Annotated in this window: 43 protein-coding genes; 40 read left to right on the top strand and 3 right to left on the bottom strand. The window is 38.4% G+C overall.

Annotated features, from left to right (window positions below; all coding sequences use genetic code 11):
• Nucleotides 1–48 precede the first annotated feature (48 nt).
• From BQ2679_RS10020 to BQ2679_RS10010, 3 genes are all read right to left on the bottom strand, one after another.
• Nucleotides 49–1,494 carry a recombinase family protein gene (locus BQ2679_RS10020; RefSeq protein WP_075567981.1) on the bottom strand — a complete coding sequence of 482 codons (1,446 nt, stop codon included), beginning with the start codon at nt 1,492–1,494 and terminating at the stop codon, nt 49–51.
• A 122-nt stretch (nt 1,495–1,616) separates the two neighbouring features.
• Nucleotides 1,617–2,153 carry a hypothetical protein gene (locus BQ2679_RS10015; RefSeq protein WP_075567980.1) on the bottom strand — a complete coding sequence of 179 codons (537 nt, stop codon included), beginning with the start codon at nt 2,151–2,153 and terminating at the stop codon, nt 1,617–1,619.
• A 16-nt stretch (nt 2,154–2,169) separates the two neighbouring features.
• Nucleotides 2,170–2,904, bottom strand: coding sequence for a helix-turn-helix domain-containing protein (locus BQ2679_RS10010; RefSeq protein WP_075567979.1), 735 nt, complete (start codon nt 2,902–2,904; stop codon nt 2,170–2,172).
• A gap of 158 nt (nt 2,905–3,062) precedes the next feature.
• Between BQ2679_RS10010 and BQ2679_RS10005 the strand changes: the two genes are divergently transcribed.
• The 40 genes from BQ2679_RS10005 to BQ2679_RS09825 all read left to right on the top strand — a co-directional run bounded on the left by BQ2679_RS10005 (nt 3,063) and on the right by BQ2679_RS09825 (nt 22,721).
• Nucleotides 3,063–3,275, top strand: coding sequence for a helix-turn-helix domain-containing protein (locus BQ2679_RS10005; protein ID WP_075567978.1), 213 nt, complete (start codon nt 3,063–3,065; stop codon nt 3,273–3,275).
• 58 nt (nt 3,276–3,333) lie between these two features.
• Entirely contained in the window at nt 3,334–3,543 is a 210-nt protein-coding gene (locus tag BQ2679_RS10000) for a hypothetical protein (RefSeq protein WP_075567977.1), read from the top strand.
• Complete coding sequence (locus tag BQ2679_RS09995) at nt 3,540–4,265, top strand: phage antirepressor KilAC domain-containing protein (RefSeq protein ID WP_075567976.1); 726 nt, start codon at nt 3,540–3,542, stop codon at nt 4,263–4,265. The genes BQ2679_RS10000 and BQ2679_RS09995 overlap by 4 nt, the downstream gene beginning before the upstream one ends.
• Nucleotides 4,266–4,333: 68 nt before the next feature.
• A complete protein-coding gene (locus tag BQ2679_RS10930) occupies nt 4,334–4,480 on the top strand; it encodes a BOW99_gp33 family protein (protein WP_167350224.1) in 147 nt (48 codons plus the stop codon).
• A gap of 9 nt (nt 4,481–4,489) precedes the next feature.
• Nucleotides 4,490–4,846, top strand: a complete 357-nt coding sequence (locus BQ2679_RS09990) for a helix-turn-helix domain-containing protein (RefSeq protein ID WP_075567975.1) — start codon at nt 4,490–4,492, stop codon at nt 4,844–4,846.
• A gap of 255 nt (nt 4,847–5,101) precedes the next feature.
• Nucleotides 5,102–5,347, top strand: coding sequence for a hypothetical protein (locus tag BQ2679_RS09985; RefSeq protein ID WP_075567974.1), 246 nt, complete (start codon nt 5,102–5,104; stop codon nt 5,345–5,347).
• Between the two features lie 4 nt (nt 5,348–5,351).
• Entirely contained in the window at nt 5,352–5,636 is a 285-nt protein-coding gene (locus BQ2679_RS09980) for a hypothetical protein (RefSeq protein ID WP_075567973.1), read from the top strand.
• Entirely contained in the window at nt 5,633–5,767 is a 135-nt protein-coding gene (locus tag BQ2679_RS11175) for a hypothetical protein (RefSeq protein ID WP_280136855.1), read from the top strand. Before BQ2679_RS09980 ends, BQ2679_RS11175 begins: the two co-directional genes overlap by 4 nt.
• A 3-nt stretch (nt 5,768–5,770) precedes the next feature.
• The gene (locus BQ2679_RS09975; RefSeq protein WP_075567972.1) at nt 5,771–5,950 is read left to right on the top strand and encodes a hypothetical protein; all 180 of its coding nucleotides are present in this window, start codon (nt 5,771–5,773) and stop codon (nt 5,948–5,950) included.
• Nucleotides 5,947–6,732 (top strand): phage recombination protein Bet, encoded by a 786-nt coding sequence (gene bet, locus BQ2679_RS09970; protein ID WP_075567971.1) that lies wholly within the window; start codon nt 5,947–5,949, stop codon nt 6,730–6,732. Before BQ2679_RS09975 ends, bet begins: the two co-directional genes overlap by 4 nt.
• Before the next feature lie 17 nt (nt 6,733–6,749).
• Nucleotides 6,750–7,784 carry a DUF1351 domain-containing protein gene (locus BQ2679_RS09965; protein WP_075567970.1) on the top strand — a complete coding sequence of 345 codons (1,035 nt, stop codon included), beginning with the start codon at nt 6,750–6,752 and terminating at the stop codon, nt 7,782–7,784.
• A gap of 2 nt (nt 7,785–7,786) precedes the next feature.
• Entirely contained in the window at nt 7,787–8,113 is a 327-nt protein-coding gene (locus tag BQ2679_RS09960; protein WP_075567969.1) for a hypothetical protein, read from the top strand.
• Nucleotides 8,106–8,537 carry a single-stranded DNA-binding protein gene (gene ssb, locus BQ2679_RS09955; RefSeq protein WP_075567968.1) on the top strand — a complete coding sequence of 144 codons (432 nt, stop codon included), beginning with the start codon at nt 8,106–8,108 and terminating at the stop codon, nt 8,535–8,537. Before BQ2679_RS09960 ends, ssb begins: the two co-directional genes overlap by 8 nt.
• A gap of 28 nt (nt 8,538–8,565) precedes the next feature.
• Nucleotides 8,566–8,901: a hypothetical protein gene (locus BQ2679_RS09950; protein ID WP_075567967.1), complete on the top strand. Its 336-nt coding sequence runs from the start codon at nt 8,566–8,568 to the stop codon at nt 8,899–8,901.
• Nucleotides 8,892–9,320, top strand: a complete 429-nt coding sequence (locus BQ2679_RS09945; RefSeq protein WP_075567966.1) for a RusA family crossover junction endodeoxyribonuclease — start codon at nt 8,892–8,894, stop codon at nt 9,318–9,320. Before BQ2679_RS09950 ends, BQ2679_RS09945 begins: the two co-directional genes overlap by 10 nt.
• The gene (locus tag BQ2679_RS09940; protein ID WP_075567984.1) at nt 9,308–9,616 is read left to right on the top strand and encodes a DUF1372 family protein; all 309 of its coding nucleotides are present in this window, start codon (nt 9,308–9,310) and stop codon (nt 9,614–9,616) included. Before BQ2679_RS09945 ends, BQ2679_RS09940 begins: the two co-directional genes overlap by 13 nt.
• A 1-nt stretch (nt 9,617) precedes the next feature.
• Nucleotides 9,618–10,049, top strand: a complete 432-nt coding sequence (locus BQ2679_RS09935) for a DUF7448 domain-containing protein (protein WP_075567964.1) — start codon at nt 9,618–9,620, stop codon at nt 10,047–10,049.
• 66 nt (nt 10,050–10,115) lie between these two features.
• Nucleotides 10,116–10,451, top strand: coding sequence for a MazG-like family protein (locus BQ2679_RS09930; RefSeq protein WP_209444057.1), 336 nt, complete (start codon nt 10,116–10,118; stop codon nt 10,449–10,451).
• A complete protein-coding gene (locus BQ2679_RS09925; protein ID WP_075567983.1) occupies nt 10,441–10,674 on the top strand; it encodes a helix-turn-helix domain-containing protein in 234 nt (77 codons plus the stop codon). The genes BQ2679_RS09930 and BQ2679_RS09925 overlap by 11 nt, the downstream gene beginning before the upstream one ends.
• A gap of 12 nt (nt 10,675–10,686) precedes the next feature.
• Nucleotides 10,687–11,214, top strand: a complete 528-nt coding sequence (locus tag BQ2679_RS09920; protein ID WP_075567982.1) for a DUF1642 domain-containing protein — start codon at nt 10,687–10,689, stop codon at nt 11,212–11,214.
• Complete coding sequence (locus BQ2679_RS09915; RefSeq protein WP_075567961.1) at nt 11,214–11,426, top strand: hypothetical protein; 213 nt, start codon at nt 11,214–11,216, stop codon at nt 11,424–11,426. The genes BQ2679_RS09920 and BQ2679_RS09915 overlap by 1 nt, the downstream gene beginning before the upstream one ends.
• A complete protein-coding gene (locus BQ2679_RS09910; protein WP_075567960.1) occupies nt 11,423–11,596 on the top strand; it encodes a topoisomerase in 174 nt (57 codons plus the stop codon). Before BQ2679_RS09915 ends, BQ2679_RS09910 begins: the two co-directional genes overlap by 4 nt.
• Nucleotides 11,593–11,859, top strand: coding sequence for a hypothetical protein (locus tag BQ2679_RS09905; protein WP_075567959.1), 267 nt, complete (start codon nt 11,593–11,595; stop codon nt 11,857–11,859). The genes BQ2679_RS09910 and BQ2679_RS09905 overlap by 4 nt, the downstream gene beginning before the upstream one ends.
• 12 nt (nt 11,860–11,871) lie before the next feature.
• Nucleotides 11,872–12,294 (top strand): DUF1492 domain-containing protein, encoded by a 423-nt coding sequence (locus tag BQ2679_RS09900; RefSeq protein WP_075567958.1) that lies wholly within the window; start codon nt 11,872–11,874, stop codon nt 12,292–12,294.
• Nucleotides 12,295–12,608: 314 nt separating this feature from the next.
• Nucleotides 12,609–13,109, top strand: a complete 501-nt coding sequence (locus BQ2679_RS09895) for a terminase small subunit (RefSeq protein ID WP_075567957.1) — start codon at nt 12,609–12,611, stop codon at nt 13,107–13,109.
• Nucleotides 13,078–14,376 carry a PBSX family phage terminase large subunit gene (locus BQ2679_RS09890; protein ID WP_075567956.1) on the top strand — a complete coding sequence of 433 codons (1,299 nt, stop codon included), beginning with the start codon at nt 13,078–13,080 and terminating at the stop codon, nt 14,374–14,376. The genes BQ2679_RS09895 and BQ2679_RS09890 overlap by 32 nt, the downstream gene beginning before the upstream one ends.
• Before the next feature lie 12 nt (nt 14,377–14,388).
• A complete protein-coding gene (locus tag BQ2679_RS09885; RefSeq protein WP_280136852.1) occupies nt 14,389–15,897 on the top strand; it encodes a phage portal protein in 1,509 nt (502 codons plus the stop codon).
• Nucleotides 15,898–15,901: 4 nt separating this feature from the next.
• Nucleotides 15,902–17,554 carry a phage minor capsid protein gene (locus tag BQ2679_RS09880; protein WP_075567955.1) on the top strand — a complete coding sequence of 551 codons (1,653 nt, stop codon included), beginning with the start codon at nt 15,902–15,904 and terminating at the stop codon, nt 17,552–17,554.
• Nucleotides 17,547–17,804, top strand: coding sequence for a hypothetical protein (locus BQ2679_RS09875; RefSeq protein ID WP_075567954.1), 258 nt, complete (start codon nt 17,547–17,549; stop codon nt 17,802–17,804). The genes BQ2679_RS09880 and BQ2679_RS09875 overlap by 8 nt, the downstream gene beginning before the upstream one ends.
• Before the next feature lie 123 nt (nt 17,805–17,927).
• On the top strand, nt 17,928–18,506 hold the full coding sequence (locus BQ2679_RS09870) for a phage scaffolding protein (protein WP_075567953.1): 579 nt from the start codon (nt 17,928–17,930) through the stop codon (nt 18,504–18,506).
• Between the two features lie 29 nt (nt 18,507–18,535).
• Nucleotides 18,536–19,360: a major capsid protein gene (locus BQ2679_RS09865; RefSeq protein ID WP_075567952.1), complete on the top strand. Its 825-nt coding sequence runs from the start codon at nt 18,536–18,538 to the stop codon at nt 19,358–19,360.
• A gap of 11 nt (nt 19,361–19,371) precedes the next feature.
• Complete coding sequence (locus BQ2679_RS10925; protein ID WP_167350223.1) at nt 19,372–19,512, top strand: hypothetical protein; 141 nt, start codon at nt 19,372–19,374, stop codon at nt 19,510–19,512.
• 5 nt (nt 19,513–19,517) lie between these two features.
• Nucleotides 19,518–19,718 carry a hypothetical protein gene (locus BQ2679_RS09860; RefSeq protein WP_075567951.1) on the top strand — a complete coding sequence of 67 codons (201 nt, stop codon included), beginning with the start codon at nt 19,518–19,520 and terminating at the stop codon, nt 19,716–19,718.
• A 33-nt stretch (nt 19,719–19,751) separates the two neighbouring features.
• Nucleotides 19,752–20,144, top strand: coding sequence for a hypothetical protein (locus BQ2679_RS09855; RefSeq protein WP_075568088.1), 393 nt, complete (start codon nt 19,752–19,754; stop codon nt 20,142–20,144).
• Nucleotides 20,131–20,472 (top strand): putative minor capsid protein, encoded by a 342-nt coding sequence (locus tag BQ2679_RS09850; RefSeq protein ID WP_075567950.1) that lies wholly within the window; start codon nt 20,131–20,133, stop codon nt 20,470–20,472. The genes BQ2679_RS09855 and BQ2679_RS09850 overlap by 14 nt, the downstream gene beginning before the upstream one ends.
• A complete protein-coding gene (locus BQ2679_RS09845; RefSeq protein WP_075567949.1) occupies nt 20,472–20,834 on the top strand; it encodes a minor capsid protein in 363 nt (120 codons plus the stop codon). The genes BQ2679_RS09850 and BQ2679_RS09845 overlap by 1 nt, the downstream gene beginning before the upstream one ends.
• On the top strand, nt 20,831–21,232 hold the full coding sequence (locus BQ2679_RS09840) for a minor capsid protein (protein ID WP_075567948.1): 402 nt from the start codon (nt 20,831–20,833) through the stop codon (nt 21,230–21,232). Before BQ2679_RS09845 ends, BQ2679_RS09840 begins: the two co-directional genes overlap by 4 nt.
• Complete coding sequence (locus BQ2679_RS09835; protein WP_075567947.1) at nt 21,233–21,691, top strand: phage tail tube protein; 459 nt, start codon at nt 21,233–21,235, stop codon at nt 21,689–21,691.
• A gap of 69 nt (nt 21,692–21,760) precedes the next feature.
• Nucleotides 21,761–22,120 (top strand): hypothetical protein, encoded by a 360-nt coding sequence (locus tag BQ2679_RS09830; RefSeq protein WP_075567946.1) that lies wholly within the window; start codon nt 21,761–21,763, stop codon nt 22,118–22,120.
• 1 nt (nt 22,121) lies between these two features.
• Nucleotides 22,122–22,721, top strand: a complete 600-nt coding sequence (locus BQ2679_RS09825) for a Gp15 family bacteriophage protein (RefSeq protein WP_075567945.1) — start codon at nt 22,122–22,124, stop codon at nt 22,719–22,721.
• Nucleotides 22,722–22,733 lie beyond the last annotated feature (12 nt).

Genomic DNA, 22,733 nt, shown 5'->3' with positions numbered 1-22,733 from the left:
AAGAGAATAGCACACCTTTATTTGAAATGAGGGATAGTAAAATTCTCTCTATATTCTCCACTTGATAAGAATGCTATCAGCTGTGACTTGTACTTTCTTGATCAAGGCTCTAACTATGTCCCTTTGAGCCTCATAGTCCATCTTTAAGATGTCTCCTTTGCTCAGAGATTGCTTGATAGTATTTTTAGTTTCCTCTTGTTTGAGTGCTGGATCATCCTCTAGCTCTTTTTCTAGCAAGGCTCTCATATTTAGAAACTCAGCAGATTTTGCTTGTAATTCTTCTAGGGTAATTCTGTCATCTATGTATAGGTCATTAAGTCTACTGATTTTCTTAGTCAATTCTTGTATCTGTTTTTGATAACTAGCACGGTCGATAGCCTCTTTTTGGTTGTCTGAAAAGATTTCATCTAAATAATCAGTGTCATGCTGTAGCTTATTGACCTCTTGCAAGACAAAGGCCTCAATGTCATCCTTGTAGTAAAAACCTGAGTCACACTTTTTGTTATCATTGTAGGTAGTGACTCCCTTTGTTTTTTTAGGGTGCCTTTGATGACACTCATATTTTATAAACCTAGTGCCATCTTTTCTAATCACGCCCATCAAGATTTTTAAAGGAGCTAGACAGTAGCCACATTGAACGATACCAGATAGCATATACTTTGCCTGGAATGGCCTAGGGTTGACGTTTTCGGCTGCAGTTCTTTGCCTGATTTTGAGCTCTTTTTGGGTTTTATCATAGACTTCTTTTGTGATAATAGGCTCATGGTTTCCCTTGTATATTTCTCCTAAATATTGATTATAACCACAGTAGACAGGGTTGTCTAAAATCGTCCTGACAGCTCTATAACTCCACGGTATCGGTTTAGGGTACTTGTCATTTAGGTCATCTCTTAACTTAGTGACTGATCTACCTGATAGGTAGCTCTCAAAGATGAATTTGATAGCTAGTGACTGTGCTGGATTGATGGTCACTGTACCTGTCTCTTTATGGTAATCGTAACCATATGATGTCTTATTCCACATCATAGATTTCCCAGCTTTAGCACGGCCTAGCTTACCCAGTTGCATTCTTTCCTTGATTTGTTCACGCTCCAGCTGAGCAAACACGCTCAAAAGTCCTATCATAGCCTTGCCAAAAGGCGTAGAGGTGTCAAAATTCTCTTGTAAGCTCAGAAATTCAATCCCATTCTTGATGAATACATCCTCAATCAAAAATAGTGTATCTTTCTGACTACGACTAAGACGGTCTAGCTTATAGACTAGCACGGTATCAATTTTTTTCTTGTTAGCGTCTTTGATAAGTTTTTCTAGCGCTGGTCTTTCAGTGTTAGATCCTGAAAAACCTCCATCAGTATAGACTTTGTAGACAGTCCAGTCCTTAATTTTACAGTAAGCCTCTAGCTTATCTATTTGCTCATCTATAGAGTACCCCTCCTCAGCCTGATTGGTAGTGGACACTCTGACATAGATAGCCACTTTATTTGTTGATTTCATTGCTTTTGTACCCCCTTTTTGATAAAATAGGGTATAGAAAAGAGGGCTTTTTAATGCCTATCTTTCTATACATCATGCCTCATGCTCAGAGTCGCCAAACTTTGTGAGCGTGAGGTCTTTTTTTATTTAATTTTCACTTCCATATCTCCACTTAATTTCTGAGATACAAGTGAGTCTCCATCATCTGTCTTGATGTGTAACATTGGATATAAATTAAAATCAACTCCATTGATCCCAGCCCAAACATTAAAAGCCTCATGCTCTTTTGCTTTCAAACCATCAGCAAATGCTTGCAGGTCAGTCTTGGAGTAGTATTTATAATCATTTGGAACTTTCACATATAAGATGGTGTCTTTGTTATAAAAAGTATATGTAGAAATATCAACCCCTTTATCAGTCAAATCTTGTTTAAAGTAGTCAATAAAACTAGCCATCTGATCTGCTGAAATACGTGGCAGTTTATCATTAGTTTTAGAGCTTGCCTCTGTGGTCTCTGTAGTGTCTTTTTTCTCCTCTTTAACCTCACTTGTTGAGGCCTGAGTAGTAACCTTAGGTGTTTCAGGTATTTCTGTCTTAGGCGCTAACCCTAGAGCTTGCAAAATAAAGCCAAGTACAGCTAGGACTAGAAAGCCCCCTACAAATAATTTTAATTTTTTCATTATATTTTCTCCTTTTTTATGGTTTATAGATTTCAACGACTTCACCTATTGTACGGATGTCATCATTTTCTGTGAGTGGTATTTCCTCATAGCTATTATTTAGACTTTGTAGATACCATGATCCATTATAGTCTCTTTTAAGTTTTTTAACAAAGTTTTTGCCGTTCACCTGGAAAATACCAATAGAGTTGACATCAATCTGACTAGCAACTTTGATAAATAATAAGTCATTATCATCTATAAGTGGCTCCATAGAGTCCCCAGCCACTTTAGCGATAGTATCATAACTGTCTGGCACATCTTCGGCTCTGAGTCTAACTTCCATGTGTAAATTATCCTCTTGAAATGCTCCATAACCTGCAGCTACTAACCCCTCAACATAAGCTGTGACAAAATTATCCTGAGGCTTTTCAAAAATAGATAGAGGGGTATCATTCTCTTGCTCCTCAAGTTGAGTCTGAGCATAATACAAGACTTTTTCTTGTCTATCCCTTGAAAGTTTACTATATACAGGCAAAATTTCAGCTTGTTCTAAATCAATGCCGTTAAAATAATCTAATGGCACATCAAAGAAATCAGCAAGGATTTTGACAGATGAGAGTCTAGGCTCCTCCTTGTTATTTTCCCATTTTGAAATTCTACCCTTGTTAAAATTGATAGTGTCAGGATATTCTTTATTAAGAGTATCAGCTAACTCCTCAAGAGTTAGATTATGGCTTTTTCTAAGCTCTTTTATTTTATTTCCTATCATAGTTGTTGCTCCTTTTCTATAGATAGAATACCATAAAAGTTGCGAAAACACAAATATTTTTAAAAAAAATAAAAAAAGTTGTTGACAACGAAAAAATAAAGGTGTATACTAAAATCATCAAGGTTGCGAAAACGCAACAAAAAAGAAAGGAGATGTCTATGGCAGGTGTATTGGAATTAGATAAACCATACCATAATTTAAAGGGTATCATTGTCTCAAAAGGATTGAAACAGAATGATATTGCTGATAAGTTAGGGATGGATAAGTCAACATTGAGTGTAAAGCTCAACCGATACAAAGGGCGAGATTTTACATTCTCAGAGGCAAGCAAGCTGGCAGAATTGCTAGGTATCAAGATGGAAGATTTCTAGCAGTATTTTTTTACTCCAAAAGTTGCGAAAACGACAACAAAGAAAGGAGAGGGTCTGAATGAAAACAGCGACTGTAAAAATGTTTAAAGAGCGTCCAAATGGAGACTTGAGTGAGTTCATAATAGAGCTAACAATACCAAGCCGTCGTAGATATGGCGCAGTAATTAGAGAATATATTGAGCGTTTTAATGCTAGAAATTCTTCAAAAATCTATTTTTACGAGGTGCTGAAATTAGAGGGTTCCAAAACTAGAAAGGGGCAAATATGAATGAACTTATCAACGTAACTCTTAATGATAACCATGAGCCAGTAGTGTCAGGTAGACAGCTACATGAGGCGCTAGAGGTCAAAACAAAATATGCAGACTGGTTTAATCGAATGATTGACTATGGTTTTGCAGAAAATCAAGATTTTTTGCTTCTCAAAAATGAGCAGCAAACAGGGAGAGGAGGTCATAACAGAGTAGATCACATCATCAAGCTAGACATGGCCAAAGAAATTGCTATGATCCAGCGAACGGAACGAGGCAAACAAGTCAGACAATACTTTATACAAGTAGAAAAGGACTTTAATAGCCCTGAGAAAATCATGGCAAGAGCCTTGCTCATGGCTGACAAGAAAGTCCATCAGCTAGAGGCTAAAATTGAGGCTGACCGTCCTAAGGTACTATTTGCTGAGGCAGTCAGTGCAAGTCACTCATCTATATTAGTTGGAGAGCTTGCTAAACTACTCAAACAGAATGGGGTAGATATGGGAGCTAATCGCTTATTTAGTTGGCTCAGAGCTCATGGGTATCTCATCAAGCGTAACGGGCGTGATTGGAACATGCCAACACAAAAGAGCGTAGAGATGGGACTTATCAGAGTCAAAGAAACCAGTATCACACATGCTGACGGCCACATCACAGTTAGCAAGACACCACTTGTAACTGGTAAAGGTCAACAGTACTTTATCAACAAGTTTCTAAATCAGGAATACTTAACAGGATAAGAAAAAGCCCCTCTGGAACGGCAATTCCATTGAGGGACTCAGAAAAATACTTATAAGGTGATTATATCATGAAATCAAAAAAAAAGAAATGGGAACCACGGATCATAAACATTATGGCAGATGGTTCTCAGGTTGACAATCTGTCAGGATACATCATCCCTGCAGGTCATTCATACTACGATATTATCAGAGGACATTTGAAGAAAGGGGCTTAAATATGAGGTATGCAGTACATCATAAGAAACACTCACGAAAACTATACAGCGTTAAATAATGCTTTCACTCAAGACAGCAGGCTTGAACCAGCAACAATAGGCATATTGACGGTGATTTTAACTAATAAGCCTGACTGGGTTGTATACCCTGAGGAAATCGCTAGGCGCTTGAATATCAGTAGGCGGACAGTGGATAGACATTTCAAGATACTAGAGCAGTGTGGGTACTTGCTATCTGTGAGAATTAGCCACGGCAGAGGGAATGGGACAGAATTTAGACGGTTTTTCTCAGACAGCCCCATGTCAGAAAGCTATAAAAATTACTTAAAGAGTAATCTGGCAGAGGAGTTATCCACAGGTAACTAGATAGAGTTATTTTACACTTGGAAGATTTTGCCATGTTAAAAATTGCCATGTTAAAAATTGCCATGTTAAAAATTGCCATGTTAAAAATTGCCATGTTAAAAATTGCCATGTTAAAAATTGCCGTCTAATAAGTACTAACTATATAACAAGTACTAACTATACAATAATCTAAGCCTTACGGCACTAACTTAGTAATAACTACTAACTTACAACAAACTACTACTAATCTAAATAAAAGAAAGAGAGTATAAAATCATGACTGATAAAGAACTCATTAAACAACAACAGGAAAAGATTGAACGTATCGAACAGCTACAAGAGGAACTACATAAATTATCTGCATTTGCCTTACTAACTATTGATTTATTAAATTTACCTAATGGGCTAAGAGCTCCATCAAAGGCTATCCATGATGTATCACATGCTATCAAGGATGTATTAGATGGAATGAGTCCAAAAGAGGCTATTGAGAAGAACATGACAGAGGAAGATGAGGAGTAAGAAAATGTGGAATAAATTAAAAGACTTTTTTGGACTAAATGAAATCTTGGCAGATGAGCCAATCAAAGAACTAAAGCAAGAAAATGACAATCTAGTCAATGTGAGAACTCTGCAGATCGAACTTAGAAAATGTAAAGAGGAAATCAGACAGAAAAACGACTTACTAAATGAGCTATCTACTGAAAATATTAAACTTGCTCAAGGTCTTAAAAATTGCTCTGAAATCATCTACGATCAGGAAAAACTAATCAAGGTCTTTCAGGATATTTATAACAATGGAGGCAAATGATGGACAGAGGACTTTTTGGGACTTTTGACTATGATAGGGACTACTTACAACCCACTGAGCCTCAGGATGAGCTTGACCCAGCTGATTATGTATTTAGCGCTGGTCAGTGGTTCTATGTAGGAGATTGTTAGCCTATGGATAGAGAGCACTATGAGGACAATGCCTATTGGAGAGAAAGACACCTTAGGACTTGCTATGAGCTGGGCGCTATTATTGATGAGCAACAGGATAAAATAGTAGCCCTTGCAAACGAAAATAAACGCTTGAGGCGTGAGAATTGGAATTTAAAACATAATAGAGGTAAGAGAAGATGACAAACGATATTCAAACAGCAGAGAAAAATTTTTTAGAAGACCCACAGACATTGACAAGTGGGATTGTTAGAAAATATCTTGACCCACAAGGGAAAGCTAGTGATGAGGAATTAGCTTATTTCATTGCTCAGGCAAGAGTACAAAACCTAAACCCTTTTACGAGAGAGATTTATTTTATTAAATACGGAAACCAACCAGCTCAAATAGTTGTAGCTCAAAAAGCATTCCAAAAAAAAGCTGACGCTCACCCTCAATATGACGGGATGGAGTCTGGGATAATTTATGAAAAAGATGGTGAAATCCAACGCTCTGAGGGTGCTTTCTTACCAAAAGGGGCAGAAATTTTAGGAGCGTGGGCGGTAGTGTATAGAAAAGACCGTACACACCCAACAAGAGCAGAGGTCACTTTCTCTGAGTACGATAACTCAAAGATTAGAAAAGAGGGAAAAATCAATCAATACGGCAAAGAAAATAAACCTAACACATGGGATGAAAAGCCAGCAGTTATGATACAAAAAGTAGCAACAGTGACAGCTCTTAGGAATGCTTTTCCTAATGAGCTTGGTGGACTTTATGAGGCTGATGAATTGAGAGAGGTTAAAGATGTCACGCCTCAAGTACCTCAAGAAAGCCGTGAGGATGTCGTAGCACGCAAAATGGCTCAGATTGAGCAATTTAACAGAGAGCAAGAGGCAAACTCTGCAGTACCTGAGATGGAGCAAGAGTCACCTCATGAACCAATCCAAGGCGAGCTACTAGATGACAATGAACTTGAATTTTAGAAAAAAGGAGGAGCAACATGCAAGAATTACAAGTAAAGATCACACAGGCTCAGGTTGAAATCATTGACCGTGAGAAATTTGAGCAAAATATCAATGAGGTAGTGACTAAATATCAAAATTACACGGTCACAGCCTCTACTATCAAGGATGACAAGCAAGTCCTTGCTAATCTACGCAAATTAGACAAACAAGTCTCTGATGAGCGTATCCGAAATAAAAAGTTATTGTCTGAGCCTGCTGATGAGTTTGATAAATACATCAAGCAAGCTATTCAACCACTCAAAGACATCATTGAGAAAATTGATGTAGATGTTAAAGAGTTTGAGAACCATCAAAAAATGGTCAGACTGGACACGGTTAAGGCTTACATCTCAAACAAGTCAGCTGAGTACATGCTAGATCCTAGAGTCTTTGACGAAAAAGCGACAGAATACATCAAAGCTAGTGATTTCATGGCAGATGGGATGACCCTTAAAAAAGCAACCATGAAAAACCTTGATGATATGATCACATTTGAATTTCAGAAACAGCAAGAGCTTGAGAAATCTAAATCAGCTATCTCAGGGCTCTGTGCTGAGTATGGGATGACTGACTCTCCTTATATCAGAATGTTAAGAGACTTGACACTTGCTGAGGTCTTTGAGCAAATTAAGGCTGATTATGCTTTTCAAAAAGAAAAGCAAGAGCTGGAACGTGCAAGACAAGAACTTGAGCAAGCAAGTCAGCCAAAATCAACAGAGACCCAAAAATTCGACCCAGAGACAGGCGAAATCTTGGATAGCGAGCAAATCCCTCAAAATGAGACAAACGAGCTCAGAGGGGCTGAGAATGACTCTGATGACTATAGTCTAAAAATGGGACTTACAGTATTTTTTAAAGACCTGGAAGAAAAAGAACGATTTAAAAAGGCTTTGTCTGACTCTGGTTTTGAATATGGAAAAAACTACTGGGTTAAAGGCTTTGGTTGGCTTGTGCAACCGTTAAAACAGGATGAGCTTGCAGATAATTTAGAGGCTATCACTGTCAAAAAAGCCAGTGAAAGACAGGTGTAGCTATGGAGATTAGAAAAGTATCTGATAGCATTTATATATACTCAGATGGCAAGAGATTGCAAGTCATCCATGATTTAGGAGATGAGTTTATTTTAGATTTCAAGATAGAGCAAGATGATGTATGGAACCTTGATGGCCAAGTTGTAGAAATTATTAATACGATTGAGCCTATATTTAAAGTTTGTGGTTTTTGCTCAAAAGCTGGAGAGGGTATGCACAGATTAAGATGGGCTATCCTACAATTTGAGGAATTTGAACGCTATATCAAAGCCAATCATGATGACCTGGTTGAATGGTTGGAAAATCCAGGGAGGAAAGTAAATGATTAACAATGTCACTTTGATTGGGAGGCTTGTAGCGCCTCCTGATCTACGAAAAACGCCTAACAATGTATCTAGCTTGCAGGGTACACTTGCAGTCAATCGCAATTTCAAGAATGAAAATGGAGACCGTGAGGCTGATTTTATTAACTTTCAAGCATGGCGTGGCACAGCTGACATCATTGCTCAGTATTGTAGCAAGGGCTCACTTATTGGACTCACAGGGCGCTTACAGGTTAGATCTTATGAAAAAGATGGTCAGCGTAGATATGTGACCGAGGTAGTCGCTGAGAGTGTCGCTCTGTTAGAGAGTCGCAATAAACAACAGGAACAGGCTCCAGCTCAACCTAGCAACAACTACACAGGAAATAACAACCCATTCAGTCAACCTGCTGACCCATTCAGTGTCTCTGATGATGATTTGCCATTTTAAAAAATACTAACTTAACAGGAGAAAGAACATGACAAGTAAAATCAATGTGACAGAAAATATTGCTATCATCATTGAGAAACAAAAAATAGAGGTCGTTACGACCCTAAATTATGATATGAGCATTAGCTTTGATAACAAAGACGCCGCACCCACACTAGATGAGAATGGTGATCTTTTTGAACCAGTCTACAAGTGCAAAATAAAGGCAATTCCAAAAAGTGATGTCTTTTATACCTCCTTGACACGGTTGAAAGACAACATCAAGGACTTACAAGAAATCAAGAAATTCTTTGAGTTCGTCCGTGAGAACAAAGAGAACCTCTTTGAGATGGCAGGTTTTAAAGGAGCTCTAGAATGGAACTAGTCCTGAACATTGAACCAAAGCCACAGTCACGCCCCAGATTTGCAAGACGTGGGAATTTTACTACGACTTATGAAGATAAGGGCATGAAAGCATGGCGCAATAGTTGCCAGTTACTCATTGCTAATCAGTACATGGGTCAGCCAATGCTTGAGGGAGCTTTGAGGGCACGGCTTAGATTTTATATCAAGCCTCCTCAGTACCTCTCTAAGGTCAAAAAATATCATCAGGCGCTACTAGATGAGATCATCCCTGTAGACAAAAAGCCTGACATAGATAACTATGAGAAAGCTCTTTATGACAGCATGTCAGGGATTGTCTTTAAAGATGATGGTCAGATAGCTTTGCATGATGTAGGCAAATTTTACAGCTTAAATCCTAGGATAGAGATAGAAATTGAGGAAATGAGATGGAATGGCTAATAGATAATATAGACCACTCCATTATATGTATTGTATTTTTCTTGGCTGGGCTTATTTTAGGTAACATAGAACCACTCAAGAAACAACCTGAAACTAACAAACAACCTATAATTATTTATAAAGTTGATAATGCTGGCTCAGGAATACATGGGAAAATCAGTGATAAAGAAATCATAGAGGGGCGCTATACTGTCACAGTGCCCTCTTATGGAAAGTTTTTAGTGACAAAGGAACAATATGAGAGCATGGCAGTAGGTGACGAAATCCCTGACTATTTGAAGAAAAGAGGTAATTAAGATGACCAAAACTATTGAAATACCAGAATGGTGCTCCATGTGGGACAGCAAAGATGAGCGTTATGGTTCACTAGAAGAACTGAAAGAGTTGTTACTCTATAAGCGTATTGTGAAGTGGGACAAAGACCACCTGGAACTTGAGGACGGGACAAAGGTCACTATTGAAATGTCAGAAAGTGATTGCTGTGCCTCAGCAGGTGGAGAGTTCAAGAATGTCACACTAGACGCAGTCATTACTGATGTAAAAATCGGAGAACCCACAAAATTTGACAATGGGGACGGAACCACTTGTGAGAATACGGTCACTATTTACCACAATCAAAATCCAATAGCTTTGGCAGAATGTGAGGCTGATGATGGCAATGGTGGCTATTACTACAGTGTAGGGTCGCTAGTTATTGGTAAAATCCACTTTCCAGTAGTAGAGGCGTAGGAGGCCAATTGAGAAAATCAGAGTAGGTGATGACATGCCTACATACTTGAAATAAAGGAGCAAAAAATGGCAACTAATATGGAGTTATTAGTAAATAGAGTTGAGAACTGGGCGAAAGAAAGAGGGTTAGATAACTCAGACAATAGCACAGCTCAAGCATTAAAATTATTCGAGGAGGCTGGAGAATTAGCCCAGGCACATCTTAAAAATCGTGAGAACGAGGGTATGGACGCAGTTGGAGATATTTTGGTAGTATTGACTATCTATTGTCAACAAAAAGGCTGGTCTATCTCTAATTGCTTTCAAATGGCATGGGATGAAATTAAGAACCGAAAAGGTAAAATGGTCAATGGTTCTTATGTCAAAGAGCAAGATTTGAGAGGTGATGTAGATGGACTATAAAAAACGATTGACAGAAAAACAACGTGAGCGATTTGCTTTTATGCTGAGACAAAAACGATTAGAAATAGGTTTGACAATTAGTGAGTTTGCCTATAAATTAGGTTATTCAGAGTCAAGTATCTCATGTTGGGAACGTAAGATAAAAAATCCTAATTTATACAAAGTACAGGATGTTGCTAGTTTCTTTGGTGTCCCACTAAATGTCTTGATAGGAGAGGAGTAAGGAGGTAGAGTAATGAATAAACAAGAATTGATTGAACGGATAAAATGTTTAAAAAATATTTTCGGGAATAAAACTAAATATGTCGAAAAAGATATGGTAATAAAACTTATTTCTGAACTAGACGAACCCGAAAAAGTCAAAGTGTCTGAGGAAGAGGCAAAATTTCTTGAAACGTTTAATTTAAATTATGAAGGTGATGTTGCAACAGCTTTATATCATGTTTCAAGAACTGGCTGGGGTTATGAGTTAACGGATAGAGACGGCACAGAATTAAAACATTTGACGAGAGAAGCTAGACTACCTAAAAACAGAAAAAGATTGATAAAAGCCATACTTGACGGATACGAAGTCAATAAAGAAAAAAGGTATTTGGTAAAGTTAAAAGCAGTAGATCAGTATCTAGTAAGTATTAAAGATGAGAATTTCTTAAGATTTTTACAAAGCAGATTAAGAAGTAAATTTACCCGAAAAGAACTAGAACAAGTTGGTTTTGGCTGGGTATTCAATTGCGAGGGGATTGAAGTTGAGGAGGTGGAGTGATGGCAAAATTTGTTGAAATTCAATCTTGTTATAGAGGGAATATTGAATATGAACTCATCAACATAGAAGATATTAGTCGTATTGTTTTAGGTGCTAATGTCTTATTCTTGCGGACTCCTTACAATGTTGGAGAACATCATATCTCCATCACTCAAAAATCAGTAGATAAACTTTTGAATGTACTGGATATAGTTCAGGAGGCGGAAGAATGAACCAACTGAAAAAAGATTTTATTTTAGCTATCAATAATTTAAAAATTGATATTATAAACAACTCAGATAAGCTAGACAGCTATGAGCTAGGAAATATCAAGAGCCATGCAAGGGATTTATATGAGAGTCTTGTATGGTTGCAGTGTATGGCAGAGGAGGCAGGAAAATGAGACCTAGAAAATATCCGTATTTAGGAACTGCAAAAACAAAGAAACCAACTAAAGAGGGAAAGCCAGAGCTTGTAGTCTTTCCTAATATAGCGATTAGAAAAGAATGGCTCAAACACATTTTTTCAGTTATCAAAAATCATGATAATTCAACTATCATTTATTTCAGACTTCCAAGAAATTTTGGACTTAGTCATGAAGAACAAAATATAAAGGTCAATCTGAAATATGAGGAGACTTTGGAACTATTAAATAAGAATAGCTAGAGGAGATAGAGAGTGAGCAAAGCTAAAGAACTCTTGACAGAGTTACAGAGCTTGGACATGGACATCCAAAGCCGTATAGATGAAATCAATGAGCTTGAGGCTGGGCTACTCTCAAGCCCTAAATGGACTGATGTAAAAGTCCAAAGTGGCCAAGTTAGAAAAATTGATGATGTGTATGCTCAGTTAATTACTATGAAACAAGAGATAGAGCGTGACATCAAAGAAATCATAGATAGAAAGCTAGAGCTAAGCAGGCTGATCAATAAGCTATCAAATCCAAAGTATAGGACAGTATTACGGATGACATACATAAATAAGATGTATGTAGATGACATTTGTGACAAGATGGAGATCAGTAGAACTACATTTTATACCTGGAGAGGTTTAGCTATTAGTGAGTTAAATGATTTACTAAATCGGACTAAATCGGACTAATAAGGCTAAAAATTGTTAGCACGGTTTTTAAAATCTGATAAAATGATAGTGTCAAATGCTGAAAAGGTTTGATATTATCTCCTTATGTTTTTGAGGCTACGGCCTCTTTATGGTAGTGGTAAAGGTTACGGTAAACCTCTAAAATGTTGCTCCTACGGTTTGCCTCTGGTTCAATTCCAGGCGCTATCTTAAATGACTACAAAAAATAAAAAAACAAATGTAGTATCTATCAGTTTGCAAGTCTGTAGTCTGCTTGCATTAAGTCACTCATTGAGTGGCTTTTTTATTTTACCAGAGAGGAGGTAGTCTGGTGAGTGGATAAATTAACCCCAAAACAGGAGCTGTTTGTACAAGGGATAATCACTGGACTATCTCAAAGACAAGCATATAGACAAGCCTATCCATCATCAAAAAAATGGCTAGATAGCAGTGTTGATAGCAAAGCAGCCGTCTTGCTCCAAAATGTAAAGGTTTTGTCAAGGTACAGAGAATTATTGAAACAATTCTCAAACATGGCTCTATGGTCTAGAGAGCAGGCTTTCAATGAGTATGAATGGCTAAAAAACAAAGCTAGAGCAAGTATTGAGATTGAGGGAGTGAGACAAGCTAATTCAACAGCATTCTTGTCAGCTTTAGATGGAATGAACAATATGGCTTTCAGAGATTTAGAGTTAGCTGATAAGAAACTAAGGCTTGAAATCGAAAACCTCAAGGCACAGTTAGGCTCTAATGATGAGGATGATACAGTCATAACTGGATTTACATTTGATAGGAGTGAGTACAATGGTAACACTGAACCTAGCCAAATTGATTAACCCAGTATTTGATGAAGTCCTCTTTACACCCAAGAGCCATGTAGTGCTAAAGGGTGGCCGTGCCTCTACTAAGTCATCAGTGGTCTCTATTGACCTTGTGAATGACTTTATCAATGACCCCATGGGTAATGTGGTAGTCTTACGCAAAGTAGGCAAGTACTTGAGAATGTCAGTATATGAGCAGATTAGATGGGCTATCTATGAGATGGGCTTAGCTAATCAGTTTAAGTTTGGGAAATCTCCCTTACAGATAACTCATATCAAGACAGGAACGGCTTTTTATTTCTATGGGGTTGATGACCCTATGAAACTCAAGTCACAAAAAATAGCTAAAGGCTATGTCATGGCTGTATGGTTTGAGGAGCTTGCTGAGTTTGCTGGCCGTGAGGATATTGACATAGTTGAGGATACTTTCATCCGTCAAGAATTGCCAAACGGTAAAGAGGTTAAAGTCTATTTCACTTACAACCCTCCACGCAATCCCTATGACTGGATAAATGAGTGGGTAGCTGAGAAAGCTAGTGACCCTACTTACATGATCCATCATAGCACCTACCTTGATGATAGACTAGGCTTTTTGTCTAGGCAGATGATTGAGAAGATAGAGCGCTATAAAGAAACTGACCCTGACTATTACAGATGGATGTATTTGGGTGAGGTTATCGGTTTAGGTAATCATGTCTATAACATGAGCTATTTTAAACCACTAGAGAGCCTCCCTACTGATGATAAGCTAATAGGCATATCATTTGCTATGGATACTGGACACCAGCAATCAGCAACCACCTGTGGAGCTTATGGACTCACAGCAAAAGGTAAGGTCATATTGCTTGATACTTTCTACTACTCACCAGCTGGAAAAACCATCAAGAAAGCCCCTAGTGAGCTATCTGTGATGGTACATGATTTTATAGATAAGGTCATGAAACAGTACAGAGTACCTAAACTCAAGATGACCATTGATAGTGCAGAGGGAGCTTTGAGAAACCAATATTTCAGAGATTATGGAGAACGCTGGCACCCAGTTGCTAAGAAGAAAAATCAGACTATGATAGACATGGTCATTAGCTTACTAGCTGAGGGGCGTTTTTATTACCTTGATACCCAAAATAACAGGGTATTCATTGAGGAGCATAAGATGTACCGATATGATGACAAGACCATCAACACAGATGACCCTAAAGTCATCAAGGAAGATGACCACACGGTAGATGGTTTCAAGTATTTTGTCCTAGATAACGCTAGAGAGTTAAATCTAAAAGCCTAAAAGGAGCTAGTAATGGGAATAGTCCAAACAATTAAAGATATTTTTAAAAGGAGTAAATATGTGATGACTACTCAAAACCTAACTTACATCACTGATCATCCAAAAATAGCAGTATCATCAGCAGAGTATGACCGTATTAGAGAGAATATTAAGTATTTTTCAGGCCATTATCCTCAAGTAGAGTACAGAGATAGTAATGGGGCTAAAAATAAAAGAGATTTCAACCACCTACCTATTGGCCGTACAGCTGCTAAGAAAATTGCAAGCCTTGTATTTAATGAACAGGCTGAAATTAAAGTAGATAACGAGCAAGCTAATAAGTTTATCCAGCAACAGCTACAAGATGACCGATTTACAAAGAACTTTGAGCGATACCTTGAGAGTTGTTTAGCCCTTGGTGGTCTTGCTATGAGGCCTTATATTGATGATGACCGTGTAAGGGTGTCATTTATTCAAGCGCCTGTCTTTTTGCCATTGCAATCTAACACTCAGGATGTGTCTAGTGCTGCAATCGTGACCAAGACCATCAAAGCTGATGGCAACAAGCAGAGATATTACACACTGATTGAATTTCATGAGTGGTCAAATGATAAATACACAGTATCAAACGAGCTATACAGGTCTGATAATAAGCATGCAGTAGGCTCAAGAGTGCCACTGTCAGAAATTTATGAGGATTTAGAGGAAGTTGTGGAGTTAAATAGATTGAGTCGTCCACTATTCACTTATCTAAAACCTCCAGGCATGAATAACAAAGATATTAACAGTCCACTAGGTTTGTCTATCTTTGACAATGCTAAGACTACAATAGACTTTCTTAATACAACTTATGATGAGTTTATGTGGGAGGTCAAGATGGGTCAGCGTAGGGTGGCCGTGCCTAGCCAAATGATTAAAGCAGAATACAATCAAGATGGTGATAATGTCATAGTCAAGCGTGAATTTGAGGCAGGCCACAATGTCTATGAGCAATTTGACTCTGGTGACATTGATAAGGGCATAGGTATCACAGACCTTACTACACCAATCCGATCAGATGACTACATCAAGGCTATTAACGAGGGCTTGGCACTCTTTGAAATGCAGATTGGTGTATCCGCTGGTATGTTTAGCTTTGACGGTAAGTCAATGAAAACAGCTACAGAGATTGTCTCTGAGAACTCTGACACATACCAAATGAGAAATAGTATTGTCAGCCTAGTAGAGCAGTCTCTAAAAGAACTCATCATCTCAATGCTAGAACTTGCCAAGGCTTATAAACTATACTCAGGTGAAATCCCTGAGATGGACAAAATCAGCGTCAATCTTGATGATGGTGTCTTTACTGACAGAAATGCTGAACTGGACTACTGGATAAAAGTAGTAAATGCTGGTTTTGGTACTGACACAATGGCTATTGAGAAAGTCCTAAACGTGACACCTGAAAAAGCCAAAAAGATTAAGGCTGAGATTGATGGCAATGTCATTGATGATGTAAATGATGAGCGTAGCCCTGAGGATGTCTCAATTTATGGAGAGTGATTAAATGGCTGATGTCAAAAAGAAACCAATCAAGCTAAATGATCAGCAATTAATGCTTGACGCTAGTAGAGTAGCTGACATTTACCATCAGCTAACTCTTGACCTTTTTGACCAAGTAATAGACCGTATCAAAGAGCGTGGCTCTGCTAGTCTTAATGATAACCCTTATATCTGGCAACTTGAGAAAATGAATGAGATGGGCTTGCTTAATGATGATAATGTCAGCCTTATCTCAGAGCGCTCAGGAATTGCTGAGGAACAGCTCAGGTATGTCATCCAAAATGAGGGATACAAAGTATATAAAGACACTAAAGAGCAGTTACTTGAGTCTATGGGTGGACAATTTACCGATAACTCACTCATACAGACCAATCTAGCTGCTTATGTCAATCAGACCATGGGAGACATAGATAACCTCATCAATACCACTTTGCCAATGAGTGTCAGAAAGGTCTATCAGTCTATCATTGAGGAGAGTGTAGCCAAAGTGGTCACAGGGCTTACTACATCAGACAAAGCTATCTCTGATACAGTCATGAAATGGGCTGAAAAGGGATTTTACGGCTTTACTGATAGCCAAGGCAAGCGCTGGAAAGCTGACACTTATGCTAGACAGGTCATCAAGTCAACAGCTTGGAGGGTCTACCGTGAGGTCAGAATGGCTCCAGCTGAGGAATTAGGTATAGATACCTTTTACTACCACAAAAAAGCCACAGCAAGAGAGATGTGTGCTCCTCTACAACATCAGATAGTAACTACTGGAGTTGCTAGAACTGAGGCTGGAGAGCGTGTCTTAGCTTTAGCTGATTATGGCTACGGTCATCCTGCCGGATGTCAAGGTATAAATTGCACTCATGAGATGACACCATACATCCCAGGGGTCAACTACAAGCCTGATTTGCCTGATCATTTGAAAGACCTAACACCTGAGGAGGCTATAGCAAATGCAAACGTACAGGCTAAACAGAGAGCCCTAGAAAGATCTATCAGGAAGTCTAAGGAGCTTTTGCATGTTGCAGAAAAGCTAGGAGACAGTGAGCTAATATCTAAATATAAGAGTAAGGTGAGAATGAAACAGGGAGCTATGAGAGGCTTTTTGAGTCAACACCCTTACCTACACAGAGATTATGCTAGAGAGAAATACTACTATGATGATGACGCTGTAAAAAAACTATACAAAACGATTGACAAACGCTCTAAAAAGGAGTATTCTGAAATACTACAAAATTTAGGAAACAAAGCACCTAAGTCTTATAGTGATTTCAAAGCCTTAGACCGTGACCAAAAATGGCAACTTAGGCATGATAATCGTGTCATCTCTTACCTTAACGGTGATATAGTAGAACGACTTAACGACAGACAAAAAGAACAAGCAAAAGAGGCTTATTGGAATTTCAAAAAAGATGGTATTTTATTTGGTGACCATGGTATCGCTAGATATATTGAGAGATTACAACGCAAAAATGGAACAATAAAATACAACTACCAAACTATCCTTAACATGATGAGTCAACCAGTAAATTATATTTCTGATAGAGATGGACGACATGTCAGACATTATAATAGGATTTCTATTTTTACAGAGCCTACCACTGGTGTAGTTGTTACTGTATTTCCACAAAATAAGATTAAGAAAGGATTTACTAAAATTGAATAAAAGCGAAGAAGTTTTAAAAATGTTTGAGCAAGTCCTTGATGAGAAAGTCAGCGTTTGGGATTTCTCTTTTGATTTTGGCGAGTGGTTATCATCAATCAATGGCGATTTACTAGAGGTTGAAAATGAACAATTATTTGACCTGCTAAATGACGATATACTCATAAAGTTAGAAGAATTAAAAAGTTATGAGCTATCTGACAACCGTGAGTGGCTTGAAAAATATCATGAGAAGTTAAAGGGAATGATTTGATTTTGTCATGTAAAACATGAAATAAAAAATAAGAGTGTCTAAGGACGCTCTTTTATTTTGCCCTGGAGCATGGCGTAAAACTGTCTTAATTTGTCCATGTGACGTAAAAAGGAGGATTAAGACATGAGTCTTAAACGTGAAATGTTAGTTGAGGCAGGTATTGAGGATAAGTCAGTGATTGACAATATCATGCAAGCGTACGGTGCAGGTATTGAGAATGCAAAATCACAGGCCAAATCTGAGTTACAAGCTGAAAATGATACATTAAAGCAACAACTTGAGCAACAGACTCAAGCTATCCAAGACTTACAAGCCAAAGAGGGTGCTAGTGAGGAAAGCAAGCAACAGCTTGAACAACTCAAGGCACAATTTGAGCAGTATAAGCTGGATAGTGAGGCAAACCTTGCTCAGGTAACCAAAACCAATGCTATTGCTCTTGCTTTGAAAGATGTAGGTGCATACAACTCTGATGATTTGATGAAATTCATTGACCTAGACAGTATTGAGCTAGGAGAAGATGGCAAACCTCAGCTTGAGGACACGATCAACTCACTCAGAGAGTCAAGCCCTTACCTTTTCCAAACAGTGCAAGAGCAACCTAACCCTAATATCTCTGTCCCAGGTAATCCATCAGCAAGTAATGCAGATGATGGCCTAAGTGCAGAGGACAAAGCCCTTTTTGCTGGCTTTGATAGCGTATAATACCAAAAAAGAAAAGAGGAAAAATATAAATGGCAGTAAATTACGCAGAAAAATTCAGTCATAAAGTAGATGAGCGCTTTACAAGAGAGGCTCTTACTACTAGCACTATCAACCAAGATTTTGACTTTATTGACGCTGAGACAGTCAAGGTCTACACAGTCGCTACATCAGCAATGAATGACTACCAGACTACTGGTCAAAATCGTTACGGTACAGCTGACGAGCTTGGAAATTCAGTCCAAACTATGACACTTTCTAAAGACCGTTCTTTCACATTCACGATTGACAAGAAATCTTTACAAGGAACAAATGGAGCCATGGCAGAGGGCAAGGCTCTAGCTCGTCAAATTTCAGAGGTAGTCATCCCTGAGGTTGATAAGTACCGTCTATCAGCAATGGCCTCAGGTGCTGATACTGGACATATTGCAACAGGCGCAGTCAATAAAACTAACGCTTATGAGCTTGTACTTGAGGGACAATCTAAATTGTCAGACGCTCTAGTCCCTGTGGCTGGTCGTATCTTGCATGTATCTCCTAAATTCTACAAGTTGATTAAACTTGATGACACATTCATCAAAAACTCAGACCTTGGACAAGAAATCACTATCAAGGGTCAAGTGGGTATGATTGACGGTATGCCAGTAGTATTGACACCATCAACATATATGCCTACAGGTGTTGAGTTTATTATCGCTCATCCAGCAGCTACTACATCACCTGTTAAATTGGAAGATTACAAGATCCATGACAACCCACCAGGTATCAACGGTAAATTAGTTGAGGGTCGTATCCGTTATGACGCTTTCGTATTGGACGCTAAGAAAAAGGCTATCTATGTCCACAAAACAGCCTAAGGAGGTAATCAATGGCTAATGATAACACAGTAGAGGAAGTAGTAGAGGTTAAAGCTGATGTCACTTTGACTAAGGATGGGGTATCATTTACCCTGTCTGATCCTATCATGGTATCAGCCTTTGAAAACAATGGCTATAAAGTGGAGGAATAAACCAAATGGCTCAGTTTAAAGCAACAAGTAATGTTGTTTTTAATGTCAACGGCAAAGAGCAAAGCTATGACAAGGATGTAGTGTATGACATTGATGTCAAAGTAGCTGAGAGCTTAAATGCTCAAGGCAAGCAGTCACATCCTGAGTTGAGCCCATTCTTTGAACCAGTTGACGAAAAAGAAGAAACTAAAGAGGCAGGTAAGTAATACCACCTCTTTTTTTTATCGGAGGTGATTACTATAGCTTATTTGACACAAGATGAGTTTAATGAGTTAGGTTTTGATGAAGTAGATGACTTTGAAAAATTATTGACAAGGGCAGAGGTGGCTATCAATCTCTTTCTTAATAATCTTTATGATTTTGTTGATTTTGAAACTGAAATCAAGTTTAGAAAGAAAGCTGTCAAACTTGCTACAGCTTACCAAGTGGCATATTTAGACGCTAGTGGTATTACTACAGCTGATGACAGACAGTCAGCCTCAACAGTGATATTAGGTAGGACTCATATAAGCTATCAGGGAGGCTCAAAACAATCCTTTGAAAGCTCTAGGTATAATCTATCACTTGACGCCCTAAACATCCTGAAATCAGCTGGTTTTGGGTATAGAGGGGTAGGATATGATAGAGATTGATAAGCGTTTATTAATTGATACTGTAACAATCAAAAAAGATACAGGTGAAAAAGACGGATGGGGAAAAGTAATATTAGAGAGCCCAGTGACCCTTAAACATGTCAGATTTGATAGACAGTATCAAGTGCAAGGCACCAAAAACAGCCGTAAAGAGTCCAAACCTAGTACCTTATTTGTGTACCCTAAACATTGTCCTATTACCTTAGATGATACCTTTAAAAATGCCATCATCAATGATGGTGAGCGTGAATATAGAATTACTGCTATATTACCTATTAGCTATCCACATAAACAGAAAATATTTTGTTATGAGGTTGAGTGCATTTAATGGGAACTAGCGTATCTGTCAAAATTGACCTCAAAGGGATTGAAAATAAGGTATCTCCAACAGCCTTAGCAAAAGGGAAACTGGCCATAGCTAACCAAATGCTAACAGACATGAGCCCTTTTGTTCCTAGAAAAAGTGGTGACCTCAGTGGAAGTGGCCAAGCTACTAAAGATGGGGTCAGGTACCCTGGGCCTTATGCCAGAGCCCAATTTTACGGCTCTAGCTACAACAAGGCTAGGGTTTTTTATTTCAAAAAATACACTACACCAGGAACTGGAAAGCGCTGGGACTTGAAAGCTACAGCGCTCCACCTTAAAGACTGGGAGAGAGTAGGAATAAAAGCAATGGGAGTAAAAGCATGAATAACAATGATTTTTCCGAAGTCCTCAGAGACTTTATCAACACACTAAACCTCTCTCTTACTTGTAGACTTGACTACTTATCAGAGAAAGAGGATTTAGTCCTATATCCTTTGCCAGGTGGCAAAATTTTAAAAGAGTACATGGACGGAAAGCAAGACATTAGCCTTGTTTTTGAGGTGGCTATCAAGACACTTGATCATCAAAGAACAAGCTCTATTTTGTGGACTATCAATCATGCACTTGCTAATTTTGAATTAGAGCTACCTAGCAAAAATAACTCATATCAATTCAGAGGCCTTGAAGTCTCACAGCCATTCCTTAATGACCGTGATGATCAAGGCTTTTATATTTACATGTTAGATGTAACGGCAGAAATTGAAGTAAATGGAGGAAATTAAATGCCAAAATCAAAAAACGCCAAGCGTAAACACTATGTGGCGCCTTGGTCAGCAGAAAATGCAGCAACAGAGCCAACAGGTGACGCTTGGAAATGGCTTGCAGATGGAGTGACAACCGCTGAGGTTGAGAATGACGAGGAGACAGATGACACAGCTTACTACAATGGTGATGGAACACCTGAAACAGTAGTGAAATCTGTAAAATACGGTTTCTCATTTGAGGGGGACTACATCAAAGAGGATGAGGCGCAGGCTATCATTGCTGGCATGCGTTTTAAAGTCGGTGATGGGCGTAAATTGTGGTTTAAAGTTGTTGACGCTGATGGCAAAAAACAATATGTGGGCGTAGCTACAGCCTCTGGCATTAAAATTGGAGGCGGTGAGGCGTCTGAGTTTGAAAGCTTTGAGTGTACTATTAGCTGGAACTCAGCACCTAAGGAGTCCGCTGTAGTCGGATAATGTATTTAGGGGGAGTGGTAATGCTCCCCTTTTTATTTTTGATTAAAAAATTAGTAGGAGAAAGAAATAATGGTAGTAATTAAAAAGCGTGATAATGTCATCCCTGTAGAGTTTGGAGAGTTCACTCTTGAATTTATCGGAAATGACCAAAATATCCACAAGATGGAAAAACTTGGCAAAATCCTCAAAACTGAGGGCGAAAAAGTAGCCAATGCAGAAGATAACAAAGCATTTGAGGCTTTACAAGACATGGTTAAGAACTCATGGACAGAATTATTTGACGCTGAGGCTTATCAAAAGGTCTACGATTTCTCAAATGGGTCTACTGTAGACACAATGGCCTACTTACTTGAGACTATCAATGGTGTCATCTCAGAATGGGAGAAACGTAACAACACAGACGCTCTCAAGAAATATTTAGGAGACTAACATGCTAGATTTATCAAGGAAATTGACTGATGAGTTAGTCCTTGGTGATGATGTGTACCCTATGAAAATCTCTTTTAACAAGGTCTTGAAAGTCATTGAGCTTATCAATGATGATGAAATTGATGAAATTTACAAGCCCTATCTTGCTTTACAGATTTTTACTGATGTTGATTTTACTCAGGCTCTAACACCTGAGGAGGCCACTGGTATCTTTAAGATGGTATTTGAGGAGCACATCAGACTTATTCCAGCTAGAGATACGGCACCAGTATTAGACCTAGCAGGCAATCCGATTAAGAGCAAGATACGCTCTAGGAGTCAATCAGAGACCAGTGCCAGATTATTTAGCTTGAAATATGACGCTGAGTACATTTACTCATCATTCATGCAAGCATACGGCATTGATCTTATTGACTCTCAGAATAGTTTGCACTGGAAAAAATTTAATGCTCTATTAAATGGCTTACCTAGTGATACAAAATTCTCTGAGGTTATCAAGATAAGAGCTTATAAGCCTCAAAAGGGAGATAGTAAGAAGTACAGAGAGAGCATGAAAGAACTCAAAAAAGAGTACGCTCTACCTAAAGATTTTGACTACTAATTAGAAAGGAGG

This window comes from Streptococcus timonensis (genome assembly GCF_900095845.1).
Classification (GTDB): domain Bacteria; phylum Bacillota; class Bacilli; order Lactobacillales; family Streptococcaceae; genus Streptococcus; species Streptococcus timonensis.
The sequence above is the reverse complement of the archived record's forward strand: the minus strand, read 5'-3'. Positions and strand labels throughout refer to the sequence as shown.

Coding starts and splice junctions, on each gene's coding strand:
- BQ2679_RS10020 (WP_075567981.1), bottom strand. CDS start 1,494: ATGAAATCAACAAATAAAGTGGCTATCTATGTCAGAGTGTCCACTACC.
- BQ2679_RS10015 (WP_075567980.1), bottom strand. CDS start 2,153: ATGAAAAAATTAAAATTATTTGTAGGGGGCTTTCTAGTCCTAGCTGTA.
- BQ2679_RS10010 (WP_075567979.1), bottom strand. CDS start 2,904: ATGATAGGAAATAAAATAAAAGAGCTTAGAAAAAGCCATAATCTAACT.
- BQ2679_RS10005 (WP_075567978.1), top strand. CDS start 3,063: ATGGCAGGTGTATTGGAATTAGATAAACCATACCATAATTTAAAGGGT.
- BQ2679_RS10000 (WP_075567977.1), top strand. CDS start 3,334: ATGAAAACAGCGACTGTAAAAATGTTTAAAGAGCGTCCAAATGGAGAC.
- BQ2679_RS09995 (WP_075567976.1), top strand. CDS start 3,540: ATGAATGAACTTATCAACGTAACTCTTAATGATAACCATGAGCCAGTA.
- BQ2679_RS10930 (WP_167350224.1), top strand. CDS start 4,334: ATGAAATCAAAAAAAAAGAAATGGGAACCACGGATCATAAACATTATG.
- BQ2679_RS09990 (WP_075567975.1), top strand. CDS start 4,490: ATGCAGTACATCATAAGAAACACTCACGAAAACTATACAGCGTTAAAT.
- BQ2679_RS09985 (WP_075567974.1), top strand. CDS start 5,102: ATGACTGATAAAGAACTCATTAAACAACAACAGGAAAAGATTGAACGT.
- BQ2679_RS09980 (WP_075567973.1), top strand. CDS start 5,352: ATGTGGAATAAATTAAAAGACTTTTTTGGACTAAATGAAATCTTGGCA.
- BQ2679_RS11175 (WP_280136855.1), top strand. CDS start 5,633: ATGATGGACAGAGGACTTTTTGGGACTTTTGACTATGATAGGGACTAC.
- BQ2679_RS09975 (WP_075567972.1), top strand. CDS start 5,771: ATGGATAGAGAGCACTATGAGGACAATGCCTATTGGAGAGAAAGACAC.
- bet (WP_075567971.1), top strand. CDS start 5,947: ATGACAAACGATATTCAAACAGCAGAGAAAAATTTTTTAGAAGACCCA.
- BQ2679_RS09965 (WP_075567970.1), top strand. CDS start 6,750: ATGCAAGAATTACAAGTAAAGATCACACAGGCTCAGGTTGAAATCATT.
- BQ2679_RS09960 (WP_075567969.1), top strand. CDS start 7,787: ATGGAGATTAGAAAAGTATCTGATAGCATTTATATATACTCAGATGGC.
- ssb (WP_075567968.1), top strand. CDS start 8,106: ATGATTAACAATGTCACTTTGATTGGGAGGCTTGTAGCGCCTCCTGAT.
- BQ2679_RS09950 (WP_075567967.1), top strand. CDS start 8,566: ATGACAAGTAAAATCAATGTGACAGAAAATATTGCTATCATCATTGAG.
- BQ2679_RS09945 (WP_075567966.1), top strand. CDS start 8,892: ATGGAACTAGTCCTGAACATTGAACCAAAGCCACAGTCACGCCCCAGA.
- BQ2679_RS09940 (WP_075567984.1), top strand. CDS start 9,308: ATGGAATGGCTAATAGATAATATAGACCACTCCATTATATGTATTGTA.
- BQ2679_RS09935 (WP_075567964.1), top strand. CDS start 9,618: ATGACCAAAACTATTGAAATACCAGAATGGTGCTCCATGTGGGACAGC.
- BQ2679_RS09930 (WP_209444057.1), top strand. CDS start 10,116: ATGGCAACTAATATGGAGTTATTAGTAAATAGAGTTGAGAACTGGGCG.
- BQ2679_RS09925 (WP_075567983.1), top strand. CDS start 10,441: ATGGACTATAAAAAACGATTGACAGAAAAACAACGTGAGCGATTTGCT.
- BQ2679_RS09920 (WP_075567982.1), top strand. CDS start 10,687: ATGAATAAACAAGAATTGATTGAACGGATAAAATGTTTAAAAAATATT.
- BQ2679_RS09915 (WP_075567961.1), top strand. CDS start 11,214: ATGGCAAAATTTGTTGAAATTCAATCTTGTTATAGAGGGAATATTGAA.
- BQ2679_RS09910 (WP_075567960.1), top strand. CDS start 11,423: ATGAACCAACTGAAAAAAGATTTTATTTTAGCTATCAATAATTTAAAA.
- BQ2679_RS09905 (WP_075567959.1), top strand. CDS start 11,593: ATGAGACCTAGAAAATATCCGTATTTAGGAACTGCAAAAACAAAGAAA.
- BQ2679_RS09890 (WP_075567956.1), top strand. CDS start 13,078: ATGGTAACACTGAACCTAGCCAAATTGATTAACCCAGTATTTGATGAA.
- BQ2679_RS09885 (WP_280136852.1), top strand. CDS start 14,389: ATGGGAATAGTCCAAACAATTAAAGATATTTTTAAAAGGAGTAAATAT.
- BQ2679_RS09880 (WP_075567955.1), top strand. CDS start 15,902: ATGGCTGATGTCAAAAAGAAACCAATCAAGCTAAATGATCAGCAATTA.
- BQ2679_RS09870 (WP_075567953.1), top strand. CDS start 17,928: ATGAGTCTTAAACGTGAAATGTTAGTTGAGGCAGGTATTGAGGATAAG.
- BQ2679_RS09865 (WP_075567952.1), top strand. CDS start 18,536: ATGGCAGTAAATTACGCAGAAAAATTCAGTCATAAAGTAGATGAGCGC.
- BQ2679_RS10925 (WP_167350223.1), top strand. CDS start 19,372: ATGGCTAATGATAACACAGTAGAGGAAGTAGTAGAGGTTAAAGCTGAT.
- BQ2679_RS09860 (WP_075567951.1), top strand. CDS start 19,518: ATGGCTCAGTTTAAAGCAACAAGTAATGTTGTTTTTAATGTCAACGGC.
- BQ2679_RS09850 (WP_075567950.1), top strand. CDS start 20,131: ATGATAGAGATTGATAAGCGTTTATTAATTGATACTGTAACAATCAAA.
- BQ2679_RS09845 (WP_075567949.1), top strand. CDS start 20,472: ATGGGAACTAGCGTATCTGTCAAAATTGACCTCAAAGGGATTGAAAAT.
- BQ2679_RS09840 (WP_075567948.1), top strand. CDS start 20,831: ATGAATAACAATGATTTTTCCGAAGTCCTCAGAGACTTTATCAACACA.
- BQ2679_RS09835 (WP_075567947.1), top strand. CDS start 21,233: ATGCCAAAATCAAAAAACGCCAAGCGTAAACACTATGTGGCGCCTTGG.
- BQ2679_RS09830 (WP_075567946.1), top strand. CDS start 21,761: ATGGTAGTAATTAAAAAGCGTGATAATGTCATCCCTGTAGAGTTTGGA.
- BQ2679_RS09825 (WP_075567945.1), top strand. CDS start 22,122: ATGCTAGATTTATCAAGGAAATTGACTGATGAGTTAGTCCTTGGTGAT.